Here is a 17,920-nt window from a genome sequence, read left to right as displayed (position 1 = left end):
GACTGTTGGACCGCTTCGTCTTCCTCACCATCGACGGCCTGTCCCGGGGCGCGGTGTACGCCGCGTTCGCGCTGGCCCTGGTGCTCATCTGGCGGGCGGCGCGGGTCGTCAACTTCGCCCAGGGGGCGATGGCCGTCGCCGCCGCGTATGTCGCCTACACGGTCTCCGCCGCGACCGGCTCCTACTGGCTGGGCTTCGTGGTCGCGATCGTCGCCGGCCTGCTGCTCGGTGCGCTGGTGGACCGCGTCGTGATGCGGCACGTCGACCACGCCTCACCGCTCAACCCGGTGATCGTCGCGCTCGGGCTGGTGCTGTTGATCCAGGCCGTGCTGGGCATGGTGTACGGCAACGAGTTCCGCCCCGCCGAGGCGCCGTTCAGTCGGTCCGCCCTCACCGTGGGCGGGTTCGCCGTGCTGTCGCCGTACGACCTGTTCGTCTTCGCCACGATCGGCGTGGTGGTCAGTGGTCTGGCCTGGCTGTTCGCCCGTACCCCGGTCGGGCTGCGGATGCGCGCGGCGGCCTTCGCACCCGAGGTCTCCCGGCTGCTCGGGGTCAACGTCGGTGGCATGTTGACCCTCGGGTGGGCACTCGCCTCCGGGGTGGGCGCACTGGCCGCCATGCTGGTCATGCCGACCGAGCTGGGCCTGCACCCGCACGCGATGGACCTGGTGTTCGTCTCGGCGTTCACCGCGGCGGTGGTCGGCGGGCTGGACAGTCCACCAGGGGCGGTGGTCGGCGGCCTGGTGGTGGGTCTGCTGCTCTCCTATGTGAGCGGCTACGCCGGCAGTGACCTCACGCCGCCCGCGGTGCTGGTCCTGCTGCTGGCGGTGCTGCTGGTCCGGCCCGGCGGGCTGTTTGCCCCGGTCACGGCGAGGCGGGTGTGAGCGCCACCCGGGCGGCCCTGCCGCCGCAACACCTGCTGGCCGACACCGGCGACCGGCCGGTCGACCGGCGACGCGGCTCCACCCTGCTGCGCCACCTCGCGGTGGTGCTCGCCGCCGGGCTGCTGCTGGTGGCGGTCAGCTACGCCGTCGAGCCGTTCCGCAACTTCCAGCTTGCCACCGTGGCCGCCTACCTCTGCGCGACCGCCGGGCTGACCGTCCTCACCGGCCTCAACGGTCAACTGTCGCTCGGGCACGGCGCGTTGATGGCCACCGGGGCGTACACCGTGGCTCTGTGCCAGAACGCGTTCGCCGACCGGGGGATGACCGGCGGCTGGCTGTTGCCGCTCTCGCTGGGCGCGGCGATCGTCGCTACGGTCGCGGTCGGCGCGGTGGTCGGGGTGGCCGCGGCCCGGCTGCGCGGTCCCTACCTGGCCGGGGTCACCCTCGCGGTGGCCGTCGTCGTGCCGGCGTTGGCCGTCACCTTCGACGGCGTGTTCAACGGCGAGCAGGGGCTGTCGGTGCCGGTGGAGCCGCCGCCGCTGTCGCTCGGCCCATACTTCCCGTACGAGCGGTGGCAGCTCTGGCTCACCGGCGCGGCCACCCTGCTCGCCCTGCTGCTGCTGGCCAACCTGATCCACAGCCGGTACGGGCGCACCTTCCGGGCGGTGCGCGACGACGAGGTGGCGGCCCGCCTCGCCGGCATCCACGTGGCCCGCACCCAGGTCATCGCATTCGTGGTCAGTGCCGCCACCGCCGGGCTCGGCGGAGCGTTGCTGGCGGTGCTCGCGCAGAGCGTCTCCCCGGGCGCGTTCTCGCTGACCCTGTCGCTGTTCCTGCTGATGGCCGTGGTGATCGGCGGTCTCGGCCGTCTCACCGGCGCACTGTGGGGGGCCGTCCTGCTGGTCGCCCTGCCCGACCTCACCCACTCCGCGACCGAGCTGCTCACGCTCTCGCCCGCGGTGGCGCAGCGGCTGGAGGGAAACCTCCCGCTGGCGATCTTCGGGCTCACCCTGATCGTCGTCATGATCGCCGCACCCGGCGGCGTGCAGGGCCTGCTGTCCCGTCTTGGCCGGCGTCTGCGGACCGGGCGTTCCTGAGCTGTCCCGGGCCCGGCCTCGGCCGGGCGTCTCACCACCACACCATTCCCGAAAGAACCGGACCGAGAAAGGTCGGTGTCACTCATGCACCGTATGGCACAACATGGTCTCGCGATCGCCAGCACCATCGCCCTGTTGGTCACCGCTGCCGGTTGCAGTGGTGACAACGGCTCCGGTGCGGGAGGAGCATCGGTGCCGGGCGTCACCGACACCGAGATCACCGTCGGCACGCACATGCCGCTCACCGGGCCCGCCTCGGCCGGCTACTCCAAGATCGCCCCGGCCACGAAGGCATACTTCGACTACGTCAACGCCAACGGCGGTGTGCACGGCCGGAAGATCACTTACAAGATCATGGACGACGGCTACAACCCGGCGAACACGCAGCAGGTGGTCCGCCAGCTCGTCCTGCAGGACAAGGTCTTCGCCATCCTCAATGGTCTCGGGACACCGACGCACACCGGGGTGCTCGACTTCCTCAAGAGCAACCGGGTGCCCGACCTCTTCGTCGCCTCCGGCAGCCGCAGCTGGGACCAGCCGGACAAATATCCCGGCACGTTCGGGTTCAACCCGGACTACACCGTCGAGGGCAAGATCCTCGCCAACTACGCGAAGGAGAACCTGGCCGGCCAGAAGGTCTGCTTCCTCGGCCAGGACGACGACTTCGGCCGGGACAGCCTGGCCGGCGTGGAGAAGGTGCTCGGTGCCGTGACGGTCAAGCAGACCTACGTCACCAGCAACACCAATGTCGCGCCGCAGATCGGCGCGTTCAAGGCGGCCGGCTGCCAGGTCGTCATGCTCGCCACCGTGCCCGGCTTCACCGCGCTCTCCATCGGCACCGCCGCGCGGCTGGGCTTCAAACCGCAGTGGCTGGTCTCCAACGTCGGCGCCGACCACCCCACCCTGGCCAAGCAGCTCGGCGCCGCCGCCCCGCTGCTGGAGGGCATGGTCGGCACCAACTACCTGCCAATGCAGAACGACACCGCGAACCCGTGGATCCAGCTCTTCGCAAGGGTCAACAAGTCGCACAACGGGGACGCGCCGTTTGACGGCAACACCGTCTACGGCATGTCGGTCGGCTATCTCTTCGTGCAGGCACTGCTCGCCGCCGGCAAGGACGTCACCCGGGAGAAAATGCTGGAAGCCGTGCAGAAGGGTGGCTTCCAGGGCCCCGGTCTGGCGCCACTGCGCTTCTCCGCCAAGGACCACTCGGGGTATGGCGGGCAGCGTTTGTCCCGGGTGAGCGGGGGAGTGCAGAGCTACTTCGGCCCGACGTACGAGACCGACGAGGCGGACGGGGCGGTCAACGAGTACGCCGCCACGCCGGCCGCGCCGCCGGCGAACGGGGTGCCGACCGTCTCCTGACGACCCGTCGTACACCCGGTGTCCGACCGGGCGTGGTCGCGCGTGACCACGCCCGGTCGGACGGCTGTGCCCGCCGCCGGGCCGAGCGGGCAAGGGTCGAAGCGGCCTCCCAGACGTTGACCGACACCGATCACTGCTCCTACTATCTGCACCGTGAATGCATATTCGGGCCGGCTCGCGGGTCGTGTCACCAATGCCGGGCCCGGCCGCTCCGACGATCCCGAGCATCGGGCTGGCGCGGTCGCCTTCCTCGCCTCCGACAACGCCACCTGGATCACCGGGCAGACCATCGTCTGCGACGGCGGCGTCTGGCTGACCGGCCGGGCCGGATGACAGCGCCGACGGTCGGTCCCGGGTCGCTGATCATCGCCTGTCTAGACTCGGCGGTGCGTCGGGAGACGCCATGGCGATGAAGGGGCGGGGGCGGATGGACGGGGTCGAGGTCGTGAGCCGGGTCGACGGGCGTACCGCCCGGGCCGAGCGCACCCGCGCGGCCATCGTCGAGGCGCACCTCGCACTCATCTCCGAGGGCGACCTCCGCCCGACCGGCGAGCGCATCGCCGAACGGGCCGGCATCTCGCTGCGGACGCTCTGGACCAACTTCAAGGACATGGAGACGCTCTTCGAGGCGAGCGGCGCGGAGGTGCTCCGCCAGCAGGACGCCGCCTACCGGCCGATCTCACCCGGGCTGCCGCTGGCGAAGCGGGTCGACGCGTACTGCCGGCAACGGGCCCGGCTGCTGCAACTCATCACACCGTCGGCGCGGGCCGCCCAGATGCGGGAACCGGTCTCCGACCAACTGCACCGCAACCGCCTCAAGCACATCGACCGGGTCCGGGACGAGGTCGAGGAGCTCTTCGCCGTCGAGCTGACCCGGGCCGGTCGGGGTCGGGACCAGCTGCTCAACGCCCTGGTGGCGGCCAGCATGTGGCCAGCCTGGTCGATGCTGCGCTACGGCCTCGGGCTGGGCGTCGATCAGGCCCGCGCGGTGATGACCCGGACCGTGGGCGCGCTGCTGGCCGAGGTCGCGGCCGACTGATTCCGGCTCGGCCCGATATCGCCCCCTCTTTCCATCCGGTTACCAATGGGTGACACTGGCAGGCATGGTTACTGCATCAAGAGTGCAACTAACCGCGCTGCGTGGGCGGGACGACGAGTGCCGGGCTGTCCGGAGCCTCCTCGACGGCGTGGCCGACGGCGGCGGTGCCCTGCTGGTGCACGGGGAGCCCGGATCGGGCCGGACCGCGCTGGTCAGCTACGCCCACCGGCACGCCGCGGGCTGCACCGTGCTCGCCGGGGCCGGCCTCACCGAGGAGGCCGCCCTGCCGTACGCCGGCCTCCAGCGTCTGGTCGACCCGGTGCTCGATCGGGCCGCCGCCCTGCCCGACGAGCAGCGCCAACTGCTGCGGCGCGCGCTGGCCGGGGAGAGCTGCCCGGCGGAGCGCCAACTGACGCTGTCGATGGCGGTGCTCGGATTGCTCGTCGCCGCCTCCGGGAACCGGCCGCTGCTCGCCACCATGGACGACGTCGACCGAGGTGACCCGCAGACCGCGCAGGTGCTGGCCTTCGTGGCCCGCCGACTGCGGCACTCTCCGATCGCCGTCCTGCTCACCGCAGATGTCACCACCATGGTCGACGGGATACCGGCGTACCGACTCCGCGCGCTGACCGAGCGCGAGAGCGCCGCCGTCCTCACCGACCAGCTCCGCCCGTTGACCGAGCGGGAGAGCACCGACCGGCCCGTCGCGTCCGTGCTGACCGCGCTGGCCGCGATCGGCGGCGGCAACCCGCAGGCCCTGGTGGATCTCGCCGAGGTGCTCAGCCCAGGGCAGTGGCGGGGGGAGGAGTCGCTGCCCACCGCGCCGCCGGCGGACGGCGCGCTGGGCCGCGCGTACCGGGCTCGGCTGGACCGGTTGCCGCCGGACACCCGGCGGATGCTGCTGCTCGCCGCGCTCGACGAGGACGGTGAGCCGGGCACCCTGATCCGGGCCGCGGGAGCCGCCGGCACCGAGGTCGAGGCGCTCGCCCCGGCGGAGGTCGCCGGCCTGGTCCGCGTCGAACCGCGGGGCGTCACCTTCCCGCAGCCATTGGTGCGCACGATGATCGCGGCCAGCGCGCCACTCGCGCAGCGCCGGGCGGCACACCGGCTGCTCGCCGGGGTGCTGGTCGCGGACGGGCAGCGGCTCCGCCGGGCGATGCACCTCGCCGCCGCGACGGCGGGTGCCGATCCGGCCCTCGCCAGCGAGCTGGAACAGGCGGCGGCCGGTGGAGTTGGCGGCTGGGCAACCGCCTCGGCGGCGCTGCGCTGGGCGGCCGAGCTCAGCGACCAACCGACCCAGAGCGCAGCCCGACTGCTGACCGCCGCCCACTATGCCTGGGCCGGTGGTCAACCCGGCGTGGCCCGGCTGCTGCTCGACCGCCTCCGCGCGGTGTCCACGGATCCGGCCGTCAGGGGTCGCGCCGACCTGCTGCGCGGTGAGTTGGAGCTGCGGTGCGGTGCCGCGCCAGGTGCGTCGGCCACATTGCTGGCCGCCGCCCAGGTGGTGGCCGGCACCGACCGCACCCTGGCGTTGTCCGGGCTGGTACGAGCCGGCGAGGCCGTCTGCTTCGCCGGTGACCAGTACCGGTACGCCGAGGTCGGCCGCCGGGCGCTGGCGTTGCGGCGCCCGAGCGACCCGCCGGTCCTGGAACTGATGAGCTGTCTGATTGCCGGGGTCGCGGCGACCCTGCGGGGCGATCACGAGCGGGCCGGGCCCGCGCTGCGCCGCGCCGTCGTGCTGGGCGGCCGGTTGACCGGGCCGGCGCTGACCCCCACCGCGCTCACCTGTGCGGCGGCGGCCGGCCTGCTGGTGGCCGTGGACGGCGCGGCGCACCGGCTCGCCGAGCGCGCCGTCGGGCTGGCCCGGGAGCGGGGCGAGCTGTCCATGTTGTCCCGGGCGCTGGAGTTGCGAGCGATCGCCGAGTATTGGCTGGGTCGGCACGAAGCGGCGGCGGAAACCTCCCGCGACGGGTTGCGGGTGGCCCGTGCCAGCGGTCAGGTCAACTGCGCCAACGTCCATTTGGGCATGCTGGCCGTGCTCGCCGCGATGCGGGCCGACCGCGACACCAGCCTGCGGCGGATCCGCGAAATCGGCGAGTCGCCGACGCCGGGTAGCCGTCCGCACGCGCTCGCCGGGTGGGCCCTGGCGGTGCTCGACCTGGTCGACGGCCGGCACGCCGAGGCCGCGGACCGACTGGCGTCGCTGGCCCGCCTCGGCACCGGCCGAGGTCAGGTCCTCGTGCAGGTGATGGCCACGCCCTACCTGGTGGAAGCGGCGGCGCACCTGGCGCACCGACCGGCGGCAACGGCCGCGCTCGCCGTGTTCGACCGGTGGGCCAGCAGCACCGCGAGCCCGTTGCGCCGGGCCCTGTCCGCCCGGTGCCACGCGCTGCTCGCGCCGCGGGGCGGCACCGAGGCGGAACGGCATTTCCAGACCGCCTTGCGGTTGCACCCGACGGAGGCCGGCACGTTCGAGCGGGCCCGCACCGAGTTGCTGTTCGGCCAGGAGCTGCGCCGCAGCCGACGCCCTCGCGACGCGCGCACGCACCTGCACCAGGCCCGCGAGATGTTCAGCCTGCTCGGGGCGGCTTGCTGGGCTGAGCAGGCCACCAGGGAGCTGCGCGCAGCCGGGGAGTCGGTCGGTCCGCCGGACCTGCCGGCGGCGCGACTGCTGACCGGCCAGCAACTGCGGATCGCCGAGCTTGTCGCGGAGGGAGCCACCAACCGGGAGATCGCCGCCCGGCTGTTCCTCTCCACCCGTACGGTCGATCACCACCTGCGCAACGTGTTCCACCGGCTGGGCATCCGGTCGCGCACCGAGTTGGCCCGTGCCTTCGCCGCCGAACGGCACGTCAGGTTGGCCTCCGACCGGTGACCGTCCGGTCTGGACGCGTTTAACTATCACCGCTAGTTTAAGGGCCATGGAGCTCACCCTCTCCGCCGAACAGGCCGCGGTCCGCCAGCTGGCCGCCGCGCTCACCGGCGTCAGCGCCTTCCAGCTGCAAGGAGACCCGGCATGAGAGTCTTCAGCTCGTTCGAGGAGTTGGCCGCTGCGGTTGGCGAGACCGTCGGGCCCGGTCCGTGGCTGCGCATCGAGCAGGGCCGCGTCGACCTTTTCGCGGACGCCACCGACGACCACCAGTGGATCCATCTCGACCCGGCCCGGGCCGCGGCGGGGCCGTTCGGCGGGACGATCGCGCACGGGTATCTGACCCTGTCGCTGCTGCCGGCGCTGGCCGGCCAGCTCTACCGGGTCGAGGGGGTGGCGATGGGGGTCAACTACGGGCTGAACCGGGTGCGTTTCCCCGCCCCCGTTCGGGTCGGCGCCGCCGTACGGGCCACCGCCACCATCGCCGAGGTGTCGCCGGTGAGCGGCGGCGTGCAGCTGGTCGCGGCGGTCACCGTGGAGAGCGACAGCGGTGGCAAGCCCGTCTGCGTGGCCGAATCGGTGAGCCGACTCTACCGAGGCGCAGGTCGTTGATCGCCTAGCTCGTACGCGTACCGTCGCTGTGTCGCGCCGGCGGCTAGGCGTTGCGGGGAGATCGGCTCGGCCAGCGTCGGTGACATCTTCGGTCGCGTCGACACCGACTGGATGAACTCCGCGTACTTCACCTCGAACCCCCTTCTGCCGCGAATGCTGCGTCTACCCGCGCGTCCAAGGGTGAAACGGCGCCCGCCGCGTCATTGGCCGGGGGCCTCCACGGCGCGTACCGCGGCGACGATGGCGCTCACCCCGATCCCGGCCTGGTCCATCAGCTGGGTCGGGGTACCGGAGGTGGGAAGGCCCCGTACCGCCAGGTGCTTCACCCGCACCGGCTCGGCGAGGTCGGCCAGGGACTCGAGGACCGCCGACCCCACGCCACCCTCCGGGTAGTGATCCTCGACCACCAGCAGCCGACCGCCGGTGGCCCGGACGGCGTCGAGCAACCGGTCCCGATCCAGCGGCTTGACCGAATACAGGTCGATGACCCGGGCCTTGATCCCCTCGCGCGCCAGCTCGTCGGCGGCGGCGAGGCAGTTGTGCACCGTCACCCCGGCGCCGATCAGCGCGACGTCGTCGTCGCCGCCGCCGCCGCGGAGCAGTTTGCTGCCGCCGACCGGGAAGGCGTCCTCGTTGTCGTAGAGCACCGGGTACTTGCCTCGGGTGGTGCGCAGGTAGTTGACGCCCTTGCGGTCGACCATCTGCGCGACGAGGGCCGCGCAGGACACGGCGTCACTGGGATACAGCACCGTCGACCCCTGCACGGCGCGCATGGCCGCCAGGTCCTCCAGCCCCATCTGCGAGGGACCGTCCGCCCCGATCTCCACCCCGCAGTGCGACCCGGACAGGGCGATGTCGGCCCGGGAGATGCCGGCCATCCGCACGAAGTCGTAGGCGCGGGAGAAGAACGCCGCGAAGGTCGCGGCGAAGGGCCGATAGCCGCGTACCTGCAGCCCGACCGCAGCGGCGACCAGTTGCTGTTCGGAGATGAACATCTCGAAGAACCGGTCGGGATACGCCTCGCCGAACTTGTCGGCGCGGGTGGAGTCGCTGACCTCACCGTCTAGGGCGACCACGTCCGGCCGCGAGCCCAGCGCGCGCAGCGCGTCACCGTACGCGTTCCGGGTGGCCACCTTCGCCCCCTTGTCGTACCGCGGCAGCGTGAGCGGCTCGCCGACGGGGGCGCCGGCGGGCGGGGCGGACTCGGGTTGCGGCCCGGTGACGCGGATCTGACGTACCCCGCCGAGAGCCTCCACGGCCCGCTCGGCCATGTCGGGTTTCAGCGGCTTGCCGTGCCACCCGGGCTGGTTCTCGACCTCCGGCACCCCCTTGCCCTTGACCGTCCGGGCGAGCACCACGGTCGGGCCCGTCGCCTGCCGCGCCCAGCCGAACGCCTCGTCGATCGCGGCCAGGTCGTGGCCGTCGATGACGAGCGCCTGGCAGCCGAACGCCTCGACCCGGCGGCGGTAGGTGTCCAGGTCCCATTCCAACTCGGTCGGACCCCGCTGCCCGAGCCGGTTGATGTCGATGATCGCGGTGAGGTTGCGCAGTCCGTAGTGGCTGGCCTTGTCCAGCGCCTCCCAGATGGAGCCCTCGGCCATCTCGCTGTCGCCGCACAGCGCCCACACGTGGAACGGCAGGTGGTCGAGGTATCGGCCGGCGAGCGCGATCCCGACCCCGACGGGCAGTCCCTGACCGAGCGACCCGGTGGCCACGTCGACCCAGGGCAGGGCCGGCGTGGGGTGTCCCTGCAGGCGCGACCCGAACTGGCGGTAGGTCTCGACCAACTCCTGATCGGTGATCGCGCCCACCGCCTTGAAGACCGCATACAACAGCGGCGAGGCGTGGCCCTTGGAGAAGATCAGGTGGTCGTTGGTCCGACCGCGCGGGTCCGTCCACTGGTAATGCAGGTGCCGGGAGATCAGCACCGCGAGCAGGTCCGCGGCGGACAGACTCGAGGTTGGATGTCCCGATCCCGCCCTGGTGCTGCACCGGATCGCGTCCACTCGGAGCTGGGCGGCGAGCTCACCCAGTCGGGTGAGCTCCTCCGCCCGCAGGGTGCGCTCTGCTTCTTCCATCGTCACCGGCATCGCCTCCGCAGATACCGTAATCAGGAAAGACCCGCATTACCCGGTAACCACCGATTTGCCAGGGGCTCGCCGTCCGGAGTCATCCGCACGATCACACTGCGCCGCCGGTGCAGGTCGATCCCCACATACTGGCGGCCGTCATACTCGTCCACAGCGGGCCTCCTTCGTCGTGGTACGTCGTGACAACCCCAGGGAAACCCCTGACCAGGGTGACTGTCACGAGAAGCGGAGGCCCCGCTCCTTCATCGCATCAGAATCGTGTTCAAGGAGTCGGTGCGCGGAGGCGAGGAGAGGGCATGAGCGACTGGAACGACAAGATCATCGTTGAGTTTCGCGCCAACGGTGGGCAGGTCGGCGGTCAGTTCGCTGGCGCGCCGCTGCTGCTGTTGCACACGACCGGCGCCAAGAGCGGCCAGCCCCGCGTGAACCCGGTGATGTACCAGAAGGTGGACGGCGGCTACGCCGTGTTCGCGTCCAAGGGCGGTGCGCCCACCAATCCCGACTGGTACTACAACCTGCTCGCTCATCCGCAGGCCCAAGCGGAGATTGGTACGGACAAGGTCGAGTTGGTCGCCAGAGTTGCCGCCGGGGACGAGCGGGAACGGATCTGGAGCGCGCAGAAGGTCGCGTATCCAGGCTTCGCCGACTACGAGCAGAAGACCACCCGCCAGATCCCAGTCGTCGTACTGGAACCTGCGCCGTAGGCAGAGGCGGCACAACCCCATTGCCCGCCTGTGCGGGCTACGCCGCTGGTCCCGCGAGGCGCTCGGCGAGTTGCTTCAGGTTCAGTAGCTGACGTCGAGCCATGATCAGGTCGCCGACGGACAGCCCGAGGGCGACCCAGCGGGTGGTCTGCATGACGACCTTGAGCAGCAAGCGTGTGTCGTGCTCCTGGGGCACGAGGACGTAGGACATGAAGGCGCCCATGATGGTGCCCGTCAACTGTTTCCCCGGGTCGACCGAGACGATCCTGCCCAGCTGCCGCCCGCCAGCAGTAGTGAATCCCTCTCCGACTTGCGGCTCGGGAAGGCCTACCAGCTCTTGAGGTGAACGGCGGCCGAGGTTGTCGATCCAGTCATAGGAGTATGGCGCAAGCCTCACTTGTGCGACCCACGGCCACACCACTTCGGCGGACGCCTCGACGTGCACACCCCGCCACGCCTGTAGCGCGGGTGAGACGACGAAGTCGTCGCACGGATAGCAGCGCAATTTCTCGCTGTCGGTCACGCCCCACCGGTCACCGATCATGCATCCATCCTCCACCAACGCCCGGCATCCGGATCTGCTGCCGATAACGCGCGGGCACGCTCAATCAGCCCGTCACTCTACGTACAGCGGGCTTCGCAACGTCCTGAACTTCCTCGGCCTGCAGCTACTGGACTGCCGCGGCTCGCAGATAGCTGTACACGGTCTCGCGGCTGATGCCGAATTCCTTGGCCAACACGGATTTCCGCTCGCCGCCGGCGACGCGCTGGCGCGCCTGCTCGTCGGTGAGGGCGGGTTTGCGGACGGTGTAGACGCCGCGCTGCTTCGCCGCGACGATGCCTTCGCGCTGGCGTTCGGGGATGAGGGCACGCTCGAACTCGGCGAAGGCCCCCATGGCTGACAGCAGCAGGGGCGCCATCGGCGAGTCTGCGCCGGTGAAGGTGAGGTTCTCCTTGACGAACTCCACCCGTACGCCCTTACCGGTCAGGGCCCGCACGAGGAGACGACCGCGAGCACCGACAGCGGCTCCCGGCAGGTCTTCCGCCTTTCCGTCACCTGATCCAGGCGGGGATGCCTACGGCGCGGTGCCGGGCCCTCGGTGTGCCCGGCACCGCAACGAGAGGTGTCAGGCGACCGCGCAGGCGGTGCCGTTGAGGGTGAATGAGGACGGTCGGGCCGTGCTGCCGGTGTGGGTCGCCTGGAAGCCGATGTCGACCGAGGTGTTCGGCGCGATCGTCGCGTTGTAGGAGACGTTGCGGGCGGTTACCGCTCCGCTCGACGGGGCGTAGGTGGCGTTCCAGCCGCTGGTGATGGCCTGTCCACCCGGCAGCGTGAACGCCAGCGCCCAACCGTTGACCGGCGTGCTGCTCGTGTTGGTCACCGAGATGGACGCGGTGAACCCGCTGTTCCAGGCGTTGACCGTGTACGCGACGCGGCACCCGCCGGATGCCGGCGGGGTGGTCGGCGGGGTGGTGGTGGGCGGGGTTGTCGTCGGCGGGGTCGTGGTCGGTGGGGTGGTGGTCGGCGGCGTGTCGCCCCCAATGCTGCCGGGCACCGTCCGGAGAGCGTCGTACCAGGCCGCGGCCATCTTGCGGTAGCCCGTGGCGTTGGGGTGCACGCCGTCGGCCAGGTCGCTGAGCGTCAGGGCGCGGTACATGTCGACCAGGTGGACGCGTTTGCCGGCGGCGGCCCTGGTCTGCACGATCCCGGGGATCGCGGCGTTGTAGCCCCGGACCTGGTTGTCCGCACCGGACTTCGGGATGATCGTCGCGACGAACACGTCCGCGTTCGGGGCGTTGGTGGTGATCCGGTCGACGAGGGTGGCCAGCCGGGCCGGGGCGCCGGACGTGTCTCCGTACATGTCGTTGGTGCCGATGTGCAGCAGCACGGTCCGGGGATTCGTGGCCCGCAACCAGTTGACGACGTTGGCGTCGATCTGGGCGATCGTCCAGCCGGAATGGCCCTGGTGGTCGTGGTCGCCCAGGCTGGCTGGGCCGTTGAACTGGGAGCCGACGAAGTCGATCCGGTAACCGCCGGTCGTGAACCGCTGCCAAAGCTCGATCCGGTATCCGCCGGGGACGTTGAATCCGTCGGTGATCGAGTCACCGAGGGGCATCACGCGTACGCCGCCATTGGACTCCGCGCTCGCGGGAGTGGTCGCGATCGGTACGGCGGCGACCATGGCGGCGACGGCGGCCAGGGCCGTCCACCACAGGCGAGCCCGTCGGGGCCTCGGTGTCGTTGCGACAGCGGTTGGGGAGGGAGGGACAGGATGGCCGAGCGTCGAACTGCTCATGGGACTTCCTCTGGTGGTGGGTGCGCGACGGCAGCGGACGACGAAGGGACGGATGCCCGCGCCATGACGCGGTATGCCGGAGTGGGCTCGCGGAACGACCAGAAACCCGGACGTCTTCACTGGTGGTCGTAGCGCTGTATCTGGCCATCGACGGTCGGACGCGACAGGCCGATGAGCGTGGCGGAAGTGTGCCCTGCACCTCGCCTGACGCACCATAGCGTGTTATCGCTAACATCAGCAATAGATCGGAGTTCGGCTATGGCGGCGGTCTTCGACCTACGAACGCCCCGCAGGCAAGAGCTGCCCTCGCGGGTGGAGCACCGCGTCGAGCCAGCGCAGCTGACGCCGGACGTGCGTGGCCTCGCCGCCCTCGTGGCCGTTGAACGGGTAGACGTGCATCTCGCGCGCGGGCGGGACCGGCAGCCGGGCCGCCGCACCGTACTGGTTGTAGGCGGCGAAGCCGGTTGTCGGTGGACAGACGGTGTCACGTAGACCGACCCCGAAGTGCGCCGGCGCCGTCGCACGTCGCGCGAAGCTGACCCCGTCGACGTAGGACAGGGTGCGCCACACTGCGTCCTCAGCCTCCCGGTGCACGGCCAGATACCGGGCGATCTCGCCGTACGGCGCGGGTTCGCAGAGCTGGACGGCCCGTTTCATGTCGCAGAGGAACGGGGCGGTGGTCAGCACCGCGCTGAGGTCATTGACGAGGCCGGCCACCGCCAGGGCGAGGCCGCCGCCCTGGCTGTTACCGACCACGGCGACCCGGTCTGCGTCGACCCCCGGCAGGGCCCGGACCGCCTCGACGGCCCGGACCGCGTCGGTGATCAGGCGGCGGTAGTGGTAGTCACGCGGGTCGAGGATCCCCCAGGTGACCGGCCAGGGCCCGCCGGGCGCGCCGTGCGGGTCGGCGGTGTCCCCGGGACCGTACTGCCCCGCCTGGCCCCGGTTGTCCATCAGCAGGTGCGCGTACCCGGCCACCGGCCAGGTCAGCCGCTCGTGTGGCAGGCCGCGGCCGCGACCGTAGCCGGCGTACTCGACCACGGCAGGCAGCGGCTCTCGAACGCCAGCCGGGCGGGTGTACCAGGCCCGTACGGGGTCGCCGCCGAAGCCGGCGAACGTGACGTCCCAGGAGTCGAGCAGCCGCAGATCAGTGGGCTCCGGGCGGACGTCGGCGAGCACCGGCCGAGCGGCCGTCGCGGCGAGCGTGTCACGCCAGAACTGGTCGAAGTCGTCGGGTTCGACGATCTCGGGCGCATACCGCCGGAGTTCGTCGGGAATGGACGCGGAGTGGGACACGGGTCCTCGCAGGGGCCGGGGTCAGTGCGGGGTGGCGGGGGGTGCGGTGCTCTCCCGGACGACCAACTCGGTCACCAGGTCGATCCGCCTGGTTGCCGGCTCATTGCCTCGCGTCAGGTCGAGCAACATCTGAGTGGCGATGCCAGCCATGTCGCGTAACGGCTGGTTGATCGTGGTCAGGGCCGGGTCGGTCCAGGCGGAGACCGGCAGGTTGTCGTACCCGATCACCGAAAGTTCCTCGGGCACACGGAGGCCGCACTGGCGGGCGGCCCGGAGCACCCCCATGGCCTGAATGTCGGAACCGGCGAAGATCGCCGTGGGCCGGGACGGCTGGCGTAGCAGTTGCAGCCCGTGGGTGTGCCCGGCGCCTGCCGAGAAACTGCCGTAGCGGATCAGTTCGCGGTCGACCGCGATCCCGGCTTCCTCGTGGGCCGACTGGAAACCGGCGGCGCGGGCGCGACTGCAGAGCACGTCGGGTGGCCCGGAGATGATGGCGATCCGCCGGTGTCCCAAGTCCAGGAGGTGCCGGGCGGCGAGCAGGCCGCCGTTCCAGTTGTTCGAGCCGACGGTGGGCACGGAGGCCGAGGTCGCGCTGTCGGTGTCGACGACGACGAACGGTATGCCCTGGCGCCGCAGGTGCTGTTGCTGGGCCTCGGCCAGATGGGAGAGGACGAACACCACGCCCAACGGGCGGTCGGCGAGTAACGCCTCCAGCCATCGTGCCGGCGGGCGGTGCGCGCCGTCGAGCTGGGCGACCGACAACCCGACGCCGGCCGCGGTGGTCACCGCCTCGACGCCGCGCAGGATCTCCATCGCCCATCCGGTGTCGAACTCGTGGAACACGAGCTCGATCCGTCCGCCGCTTGTCGAGGGTCGCCGGGTGCGGCGCTGGTATTGGTGGCGGTCGAGGCTCGCCTCCACGCGGGCTCGGGTGTCGGGGGCGACATCGCCACGTCCGTTGAGGACCTTGGACACCGTCGCGACCGAGACACCGACATCGGTGGCGATGGTGGCGATGGTGGTGGAGGCGGGTGGGTCGAGCGGGCGGTGCTCTGTCATTGCGGCCTCATACAGCATCCGAAAGTTTCGGAGGACCTTAACACGATCGTTCGTCCGTGCCCGGCGATGCGGCAGCCAAGGCTCTTGACACACATCAATGGAGGCCCTTAGGTTGCCGAAAAGGTTACGCGGGTTTCCGGAAAGTTTCGGATCGTGAAAATGTCCGCCACGGAACTGGTTCCACGAGGACACGGGGAAGTGGCCGGAGCTAAGGGGTCTTGGCATGAGAAGTCAGTCGTCCGTGGACAGCGGGGCCGCGCCGTGGCGGGATTCGCGGCTGTCGCCGACCGAACGGGCCGAGGCGCTCCTGCCGTTGATGTCGCTGGAGGAGAAGGTCGCCCAGCTCGTCGGGGTCTGGGTCGGCGCCGAGGCATCGGGTGAGGGTGTCGCCCCACATCAGTCCGACATGATCGACAACGCTCTTCCGTGGAGCGGCATCATCCAGCACGGGCTGGGCCAGCTCACCCGCCCGTTCGGCACCGCACCGGTCGACCCCGTGCTCGGCGCCCGGTCGCTGGCGGCCTCGCAGGCGCAGATCGTGGCCGCCAGTCGGTTCGGCATTCCGGCGCAGGTGCACGAGGAGTGCCTCACCGGGTTCGCGGCGTGGCGCGCCACCGTCTACCCGACCCCGCTCAGCTGGGGCGCGTCCTTCGACCCCGATCTGGTCGAGGCGATGGCCGACCGCATCGGGCGTTCGATGCGCGCTGCCGGCGTGCACCAGGGGCTCGCCCCGGTCCTCGACGTCACCCGCGACTACCGCTGGGGCCGCACCGAGGAGACGATCGGCGAGGATCCCTACCTGGTGGGGACGACCGGTGCCGCGTACGTGCGGGGCCTGGAGAGGGCCGGCGTGGTGGCCACACTGAAGCACTTCGCCGGCTACTCCGCCTCCCGCGGCGGACGCAACCTCGCGCCGGTGTCGATGGGTCGCCGGGAGTTGGCCGACGTCATCCTGCCGCCGTTCGAGATGGCGCTGCGCCACGGTGGCGCCCGTTCGGTGATGAACTCCTACGCCGAGATCGACGGCCTGCCCGTCGCCGCCGACGAGGAGCTGCTGACCGGCCTCCTGCGCGACGAGTGGGGCTTCACCGGCACCGTGGTCGCCGACTACTTCTCCGTGCGTTTCCTGCAGACCCTGCACGGTGTCGCCGATAGCGGCGTCGACGCGGCCCAGCTTGCCCTGCGGGCCGGGATCGACGTCGAGTTGCCCACCGTGGACACCTTCGGCGCCCCGCTGGTGGAGGCGGTGCGCGGCGGCGAGGTCGACGAGGCGCTGGTCGACCGCGCGTTGCGTCGGGTGTTGATCCAGAAGATCGAGGTCGGACTGCTCGACGAGGGTTGGCAGGAACTGCCCGACGATGTGGCGTCCCTGCGCCTCGACGATGAGATCAGCCAGGACGTCGCCCTACGCCTGGCCCGGGAATCCGTCGTCCTGCTGCGCAACACCGATGTCCTTCCGCTGCCCGTCGGCAGCCGGGTCGCCCTGGTCGGCCCGGTTGCCGACGACCCGATGGCCATGCTCGGCTGCTACTCCTTCCCCAACCACGTGGGCGTCAACCACAGCGAGTACGGGCTCGGCCTGGACATCTCCTCGCTGCGCGGCGAGTTGGCCCGACGCGTTCCGCGGCTCAGCTACGAGTTGGGCTGCACCATCACCGGCGAGGACACCTCGGGCATCCCGGCCGCGGTCGCCGCGGCCGCCGCCGCCGACGTGTGCGTGCTCGCCGTCGGTGACCGGGCGGGGATGTTCGGCCGCGGCACCTCCGGCGAGGGCTGCGACGCCGCCGACCTTCAGCTGCCCGGCGTGCAGGCCGACCTCGTCCGGGCCGTCCTCGCTACCGGCACCCCGGTCGTCCTGGTGCTGATGACCGGTCGCCCCTACGCGCTCGGCCCGGAGTTCGACTCCGCGGCAGCCGTGGTACAGGCGTTCTTCCTCGGTCAACTCGGTGGGCAGGCGCTCGCCGAGGTGCTGACCGGCGCGGTGAACCCGTCCGGTCGGTTGCCGGTCAGCGTTCCCCGCGACGCCGGCGGAATGCCGAGCACCTACCTGTCGCCGCCGCTCGGCCAGCGCAACAAGGTCTCCTCGATCGACCCGACCCCGGCATACCCGTTCGGCCACGGGCTGAGCTACACCACCTTCGAGTGGTCTGACGCCACGGTCGTGGAGCCGGCGGGCGAGACGCCGGATGAGCCGGCCGCCTGGCCGGTCGACGGCGAGGTGCGGGTGCGGATCACCGTCGCGAACACCGGTGACCGGGCCGGCACCGAGGTGGTGCAGCTCTACCTGCACGACCCGGTCGCGCAGACCACCCGCCCGGTGGTCCGGCTGGTCGGTTACACCCGACTGCCGTTGGAGCCCGGCGAGGTGGCGCACGTGACGTTCGGCGTACCGGCTGACGTGGCGTCGTTCGTCGGGTTGTCCGGCCGGCGGGTCGTCGAGCCCGGCGAGGTCGAGCTGCGGTTCGGCCGGTCGAGCGGCGACGCGGCGGCGACCCTGCCGCTACGGCTCACCGGCGCCGAGCGCCAGGTCGGCCACCAGCGGGAACTGCTCACGTCGGTGCGGGTGGAGCCCCTCGTGGCCGTCCCGCATTCCGCCTAGGAGACCGAG

General features: G+C 71.2%; 15 protein-coding genes and 1 pseudogene. 9 read left to right on the top strand and 7 right to left on the bottom strand.

Annotation, left to right across the window (positions count from 1 at the left end; genetic code table 11):
• Nucleotides 1–5: 5 nt before the first annotated feature.
• The 7 genes from OG811_RS29050 (at nt 6) to OG811_RS29020 (ending at nt 7,866) form a co-directional block, all read left to right on the top strand.
• Entirely contained in the window at nt 6–884 is an 879-nt protein-coding gene (locus tag OG811_RS29050) for a branched-chain amino acid ABC transporter permease (protein WP_406070285.1), read from the top strand.
• Complete coding sequence (locus OG811_RS29045; RefSeq protein WP_406070283.1) at nt 881–1,981, top strand: branched-chain amino acid ABC transporter permease; 1,101 nt, start codon at nt 881–883, stop codon at nt 1,979–1,981. The genes OG811_RS29050 and OG811_RS29045 overlap by 4 nt, the downstream gene beginning before the upstream one ends.
• Nucleotides 1,982–2,065: 84 nt before the next feature.
• A complete protein-coding gene (locus OG811_RS29040) occupies nt 2,066–3,346 on the top strand; it encodes an ABC transporter substrate-binding protein (protein WP_406070281.1) in 1,281 nt (426 codons plus the stop codon).
• Nucleotides 3,347–3,475: 129 nt separating this feature from the next.
• On the top strand, nt 3,476–3,679 hold the full coding sequence (locus OG811_RS29035) for an SDR family oxidoreductase (RefSeq protein ID WP_406075965.1): 204 nt from the start codon (nt 3,476–3,478) through the stop codon (nt 3,677–3,679).
• Nucleotides 3,680–3,749: 70 nt separating this feature from the next.
• On the top strand, nt 3,750–4,385 hold the full coding sequence (locus OG811_RS29030) for a TetR/AcrR family transcriptional regulator (RefSeq protein WP_406070280.1): 636 nt from the start codon (nt 3,750–3,752) through the stop codon (nt 4,383–4,385).
• A 64-nt stretch (nt 4,386–4,449) separates the two neighbouring features.
• The gene (locus OG811_RS29025; protein WP_406070279.1) at nt 4,450–7,260 is read left to right on the top strand and encodes an AAA family ATPase; all 2,811 of its coding nucleotides are present in this window, start codon (nt 4,450–4,452) and stop codon (nt 7,258–7,260) included.
• Nucleotides 7,261–7,401: 141 nt separating this feature from the next.
• Nucleotides 7,402–7,866, top strand: a complete 465-nt coding sequence (locus OG811_RS29020; RefSeq protein ID WP_406070278.1) for a MaoC family dehydratase — start codon at nt 7,402–7,404, stop codon at nt 7,864–7,866.
• Between the two features lie 200 nt (nt 7,867–8,066).
• Here OG811_RS29020 and OG811_RS29015 read toward each other — a convergent pair whose 3' ends face one another.
• Nucleotides 8,067–9,944: a transketolase gene (locus OG811_RS29015; RefSeq protein WP_406075963.1), complete on the bottom strand. Its 1,878-nt coding sequence runs from the start codon at nt 9,942–9,944 to the stop codon at nt 8,067–8,069.
• Between the two features lie 32 nt (nt 9,945–9,976).
• Nucleotides 9,977–10,108, bottom strand: a complete 132-nt coding sequence (locus OG811_RS29010; RefSeq protein WP_406070276.1) for a hypothetical protein — start codon at nt 10,106–10,108, stop codon at nt 9,977–9,979.
• Between the two features lie 144 nt (nt 10,109–10,252).
• Between OG811_RS29010 and OG811_RS29005 the strand changes: the two genes are divergently transcribed.
• Entirely contained in the window at nt 10,253–10,660 is a 408-nt protein-coding gene (locus OG811_RS29005) for a nitroreductase family deazaflavin-dependent oxidoreductase (RefSeq protein ID WP_406070275.1), read from the top strand.
• Nucleotides 10,661–10,697: 37 nt separating this feature from the next.
• Here OG811_RS29005 and OG811_RS29000 read toward each other — a convergent pair whose 3' ends face one another.
• The 5 genes and pseudogenes from OG811_RS29000 to OG811_RS28980 all read right to left on the bottom strand — a co-directional run bounded on the left by OG811_RS29000 (nt 10,698) and on the right by OG811_RS28980 (nt 15,312).
• Entirely contained in the window at nt 10,698–11,204 is a 507-nt protein-coding gene (locus tag OG811_RS29000; protein ID WP_406070273.1) for a polyketide cyclase, read from the bottom strand.
• Between the two features lie 124 nt (nt 11,205–11,328).
• Nucleotides 11,329–11,667 (bottom strand): annotated as a pseudogene (locus OG811_RS28995) (recombinase family protein); the annotation flags it as partial.
• A 120-nt stretch (nt 11,668–11,787) separates the two neighbouring features.
• Nucleotides 11,788–12,957 carry a cellulose binding domain-containing protein gene (locus OG811_RS28990; protein ID WP_406070272.1) on the bottom strand — a complete coding sequence of 390 codons (1,170 nt, stop codon included), beginning with the start codon at nt 12,955–12,957 and terminating at the stop codon, nt 11,788–11,790.
• Between the two features lie 276 nt (nt 12,958–13,233).
• Nucleotides 13,234–14,253, bottom strand: a complete 1,020-nt coding sequence (locus OG811_RS28985) for an acetylxylan esterase (RefSeq protein ID WP_406070270.1) — start codon at nt 14,251–14,253, stop codon at nt 13,234–13,236.
• A gap of 21 nt (nt 14,254–14,274) precedes the next feature.
• Nucleotides 14,275–15,312: a LacI family DNA-binding transcriptional regulator gene (locus tag OG811_RS28980; RefSeq protein ID WP_406070268.1), complete on the bottom strand. Its 1,038-nt coding sequence runs from the start codon at nt 15,310–15,312 to the stop codon at nt 14,275–14,277.
• A 223-nt stretch (nt 15,313–15,535) separates the two neighbouring features.
• Between OG811_RS28980 and OG811_RS28975 the strand changes: the two genes are divergently transcribed.
• Entirely contained in the window at nt 15,536–17,911 is a 2,376-nt protein-coding gene (locus tag OG811_RS28975) for a glycoside hydrolase family 3 N-terminal domain-containing protein (RefSeq protein ID WP_406070267.1), read from the top strand.
• Nucleotides 17,912–17,920 lie beyond the last annotated feature (9 nt).

This window comes from Micromonospora sp. NBC_01638 (genome assembly GCF_045209745.1).
Taxonomy (GTDB): Bacteria; Actinomycetota; Actinomycetes; order Mycobacteriales; family Micromonosporaceae; genus Micromonospora.
This window is presented reverse-complemented; position numbering and strand designations above follow the sequence as displayed.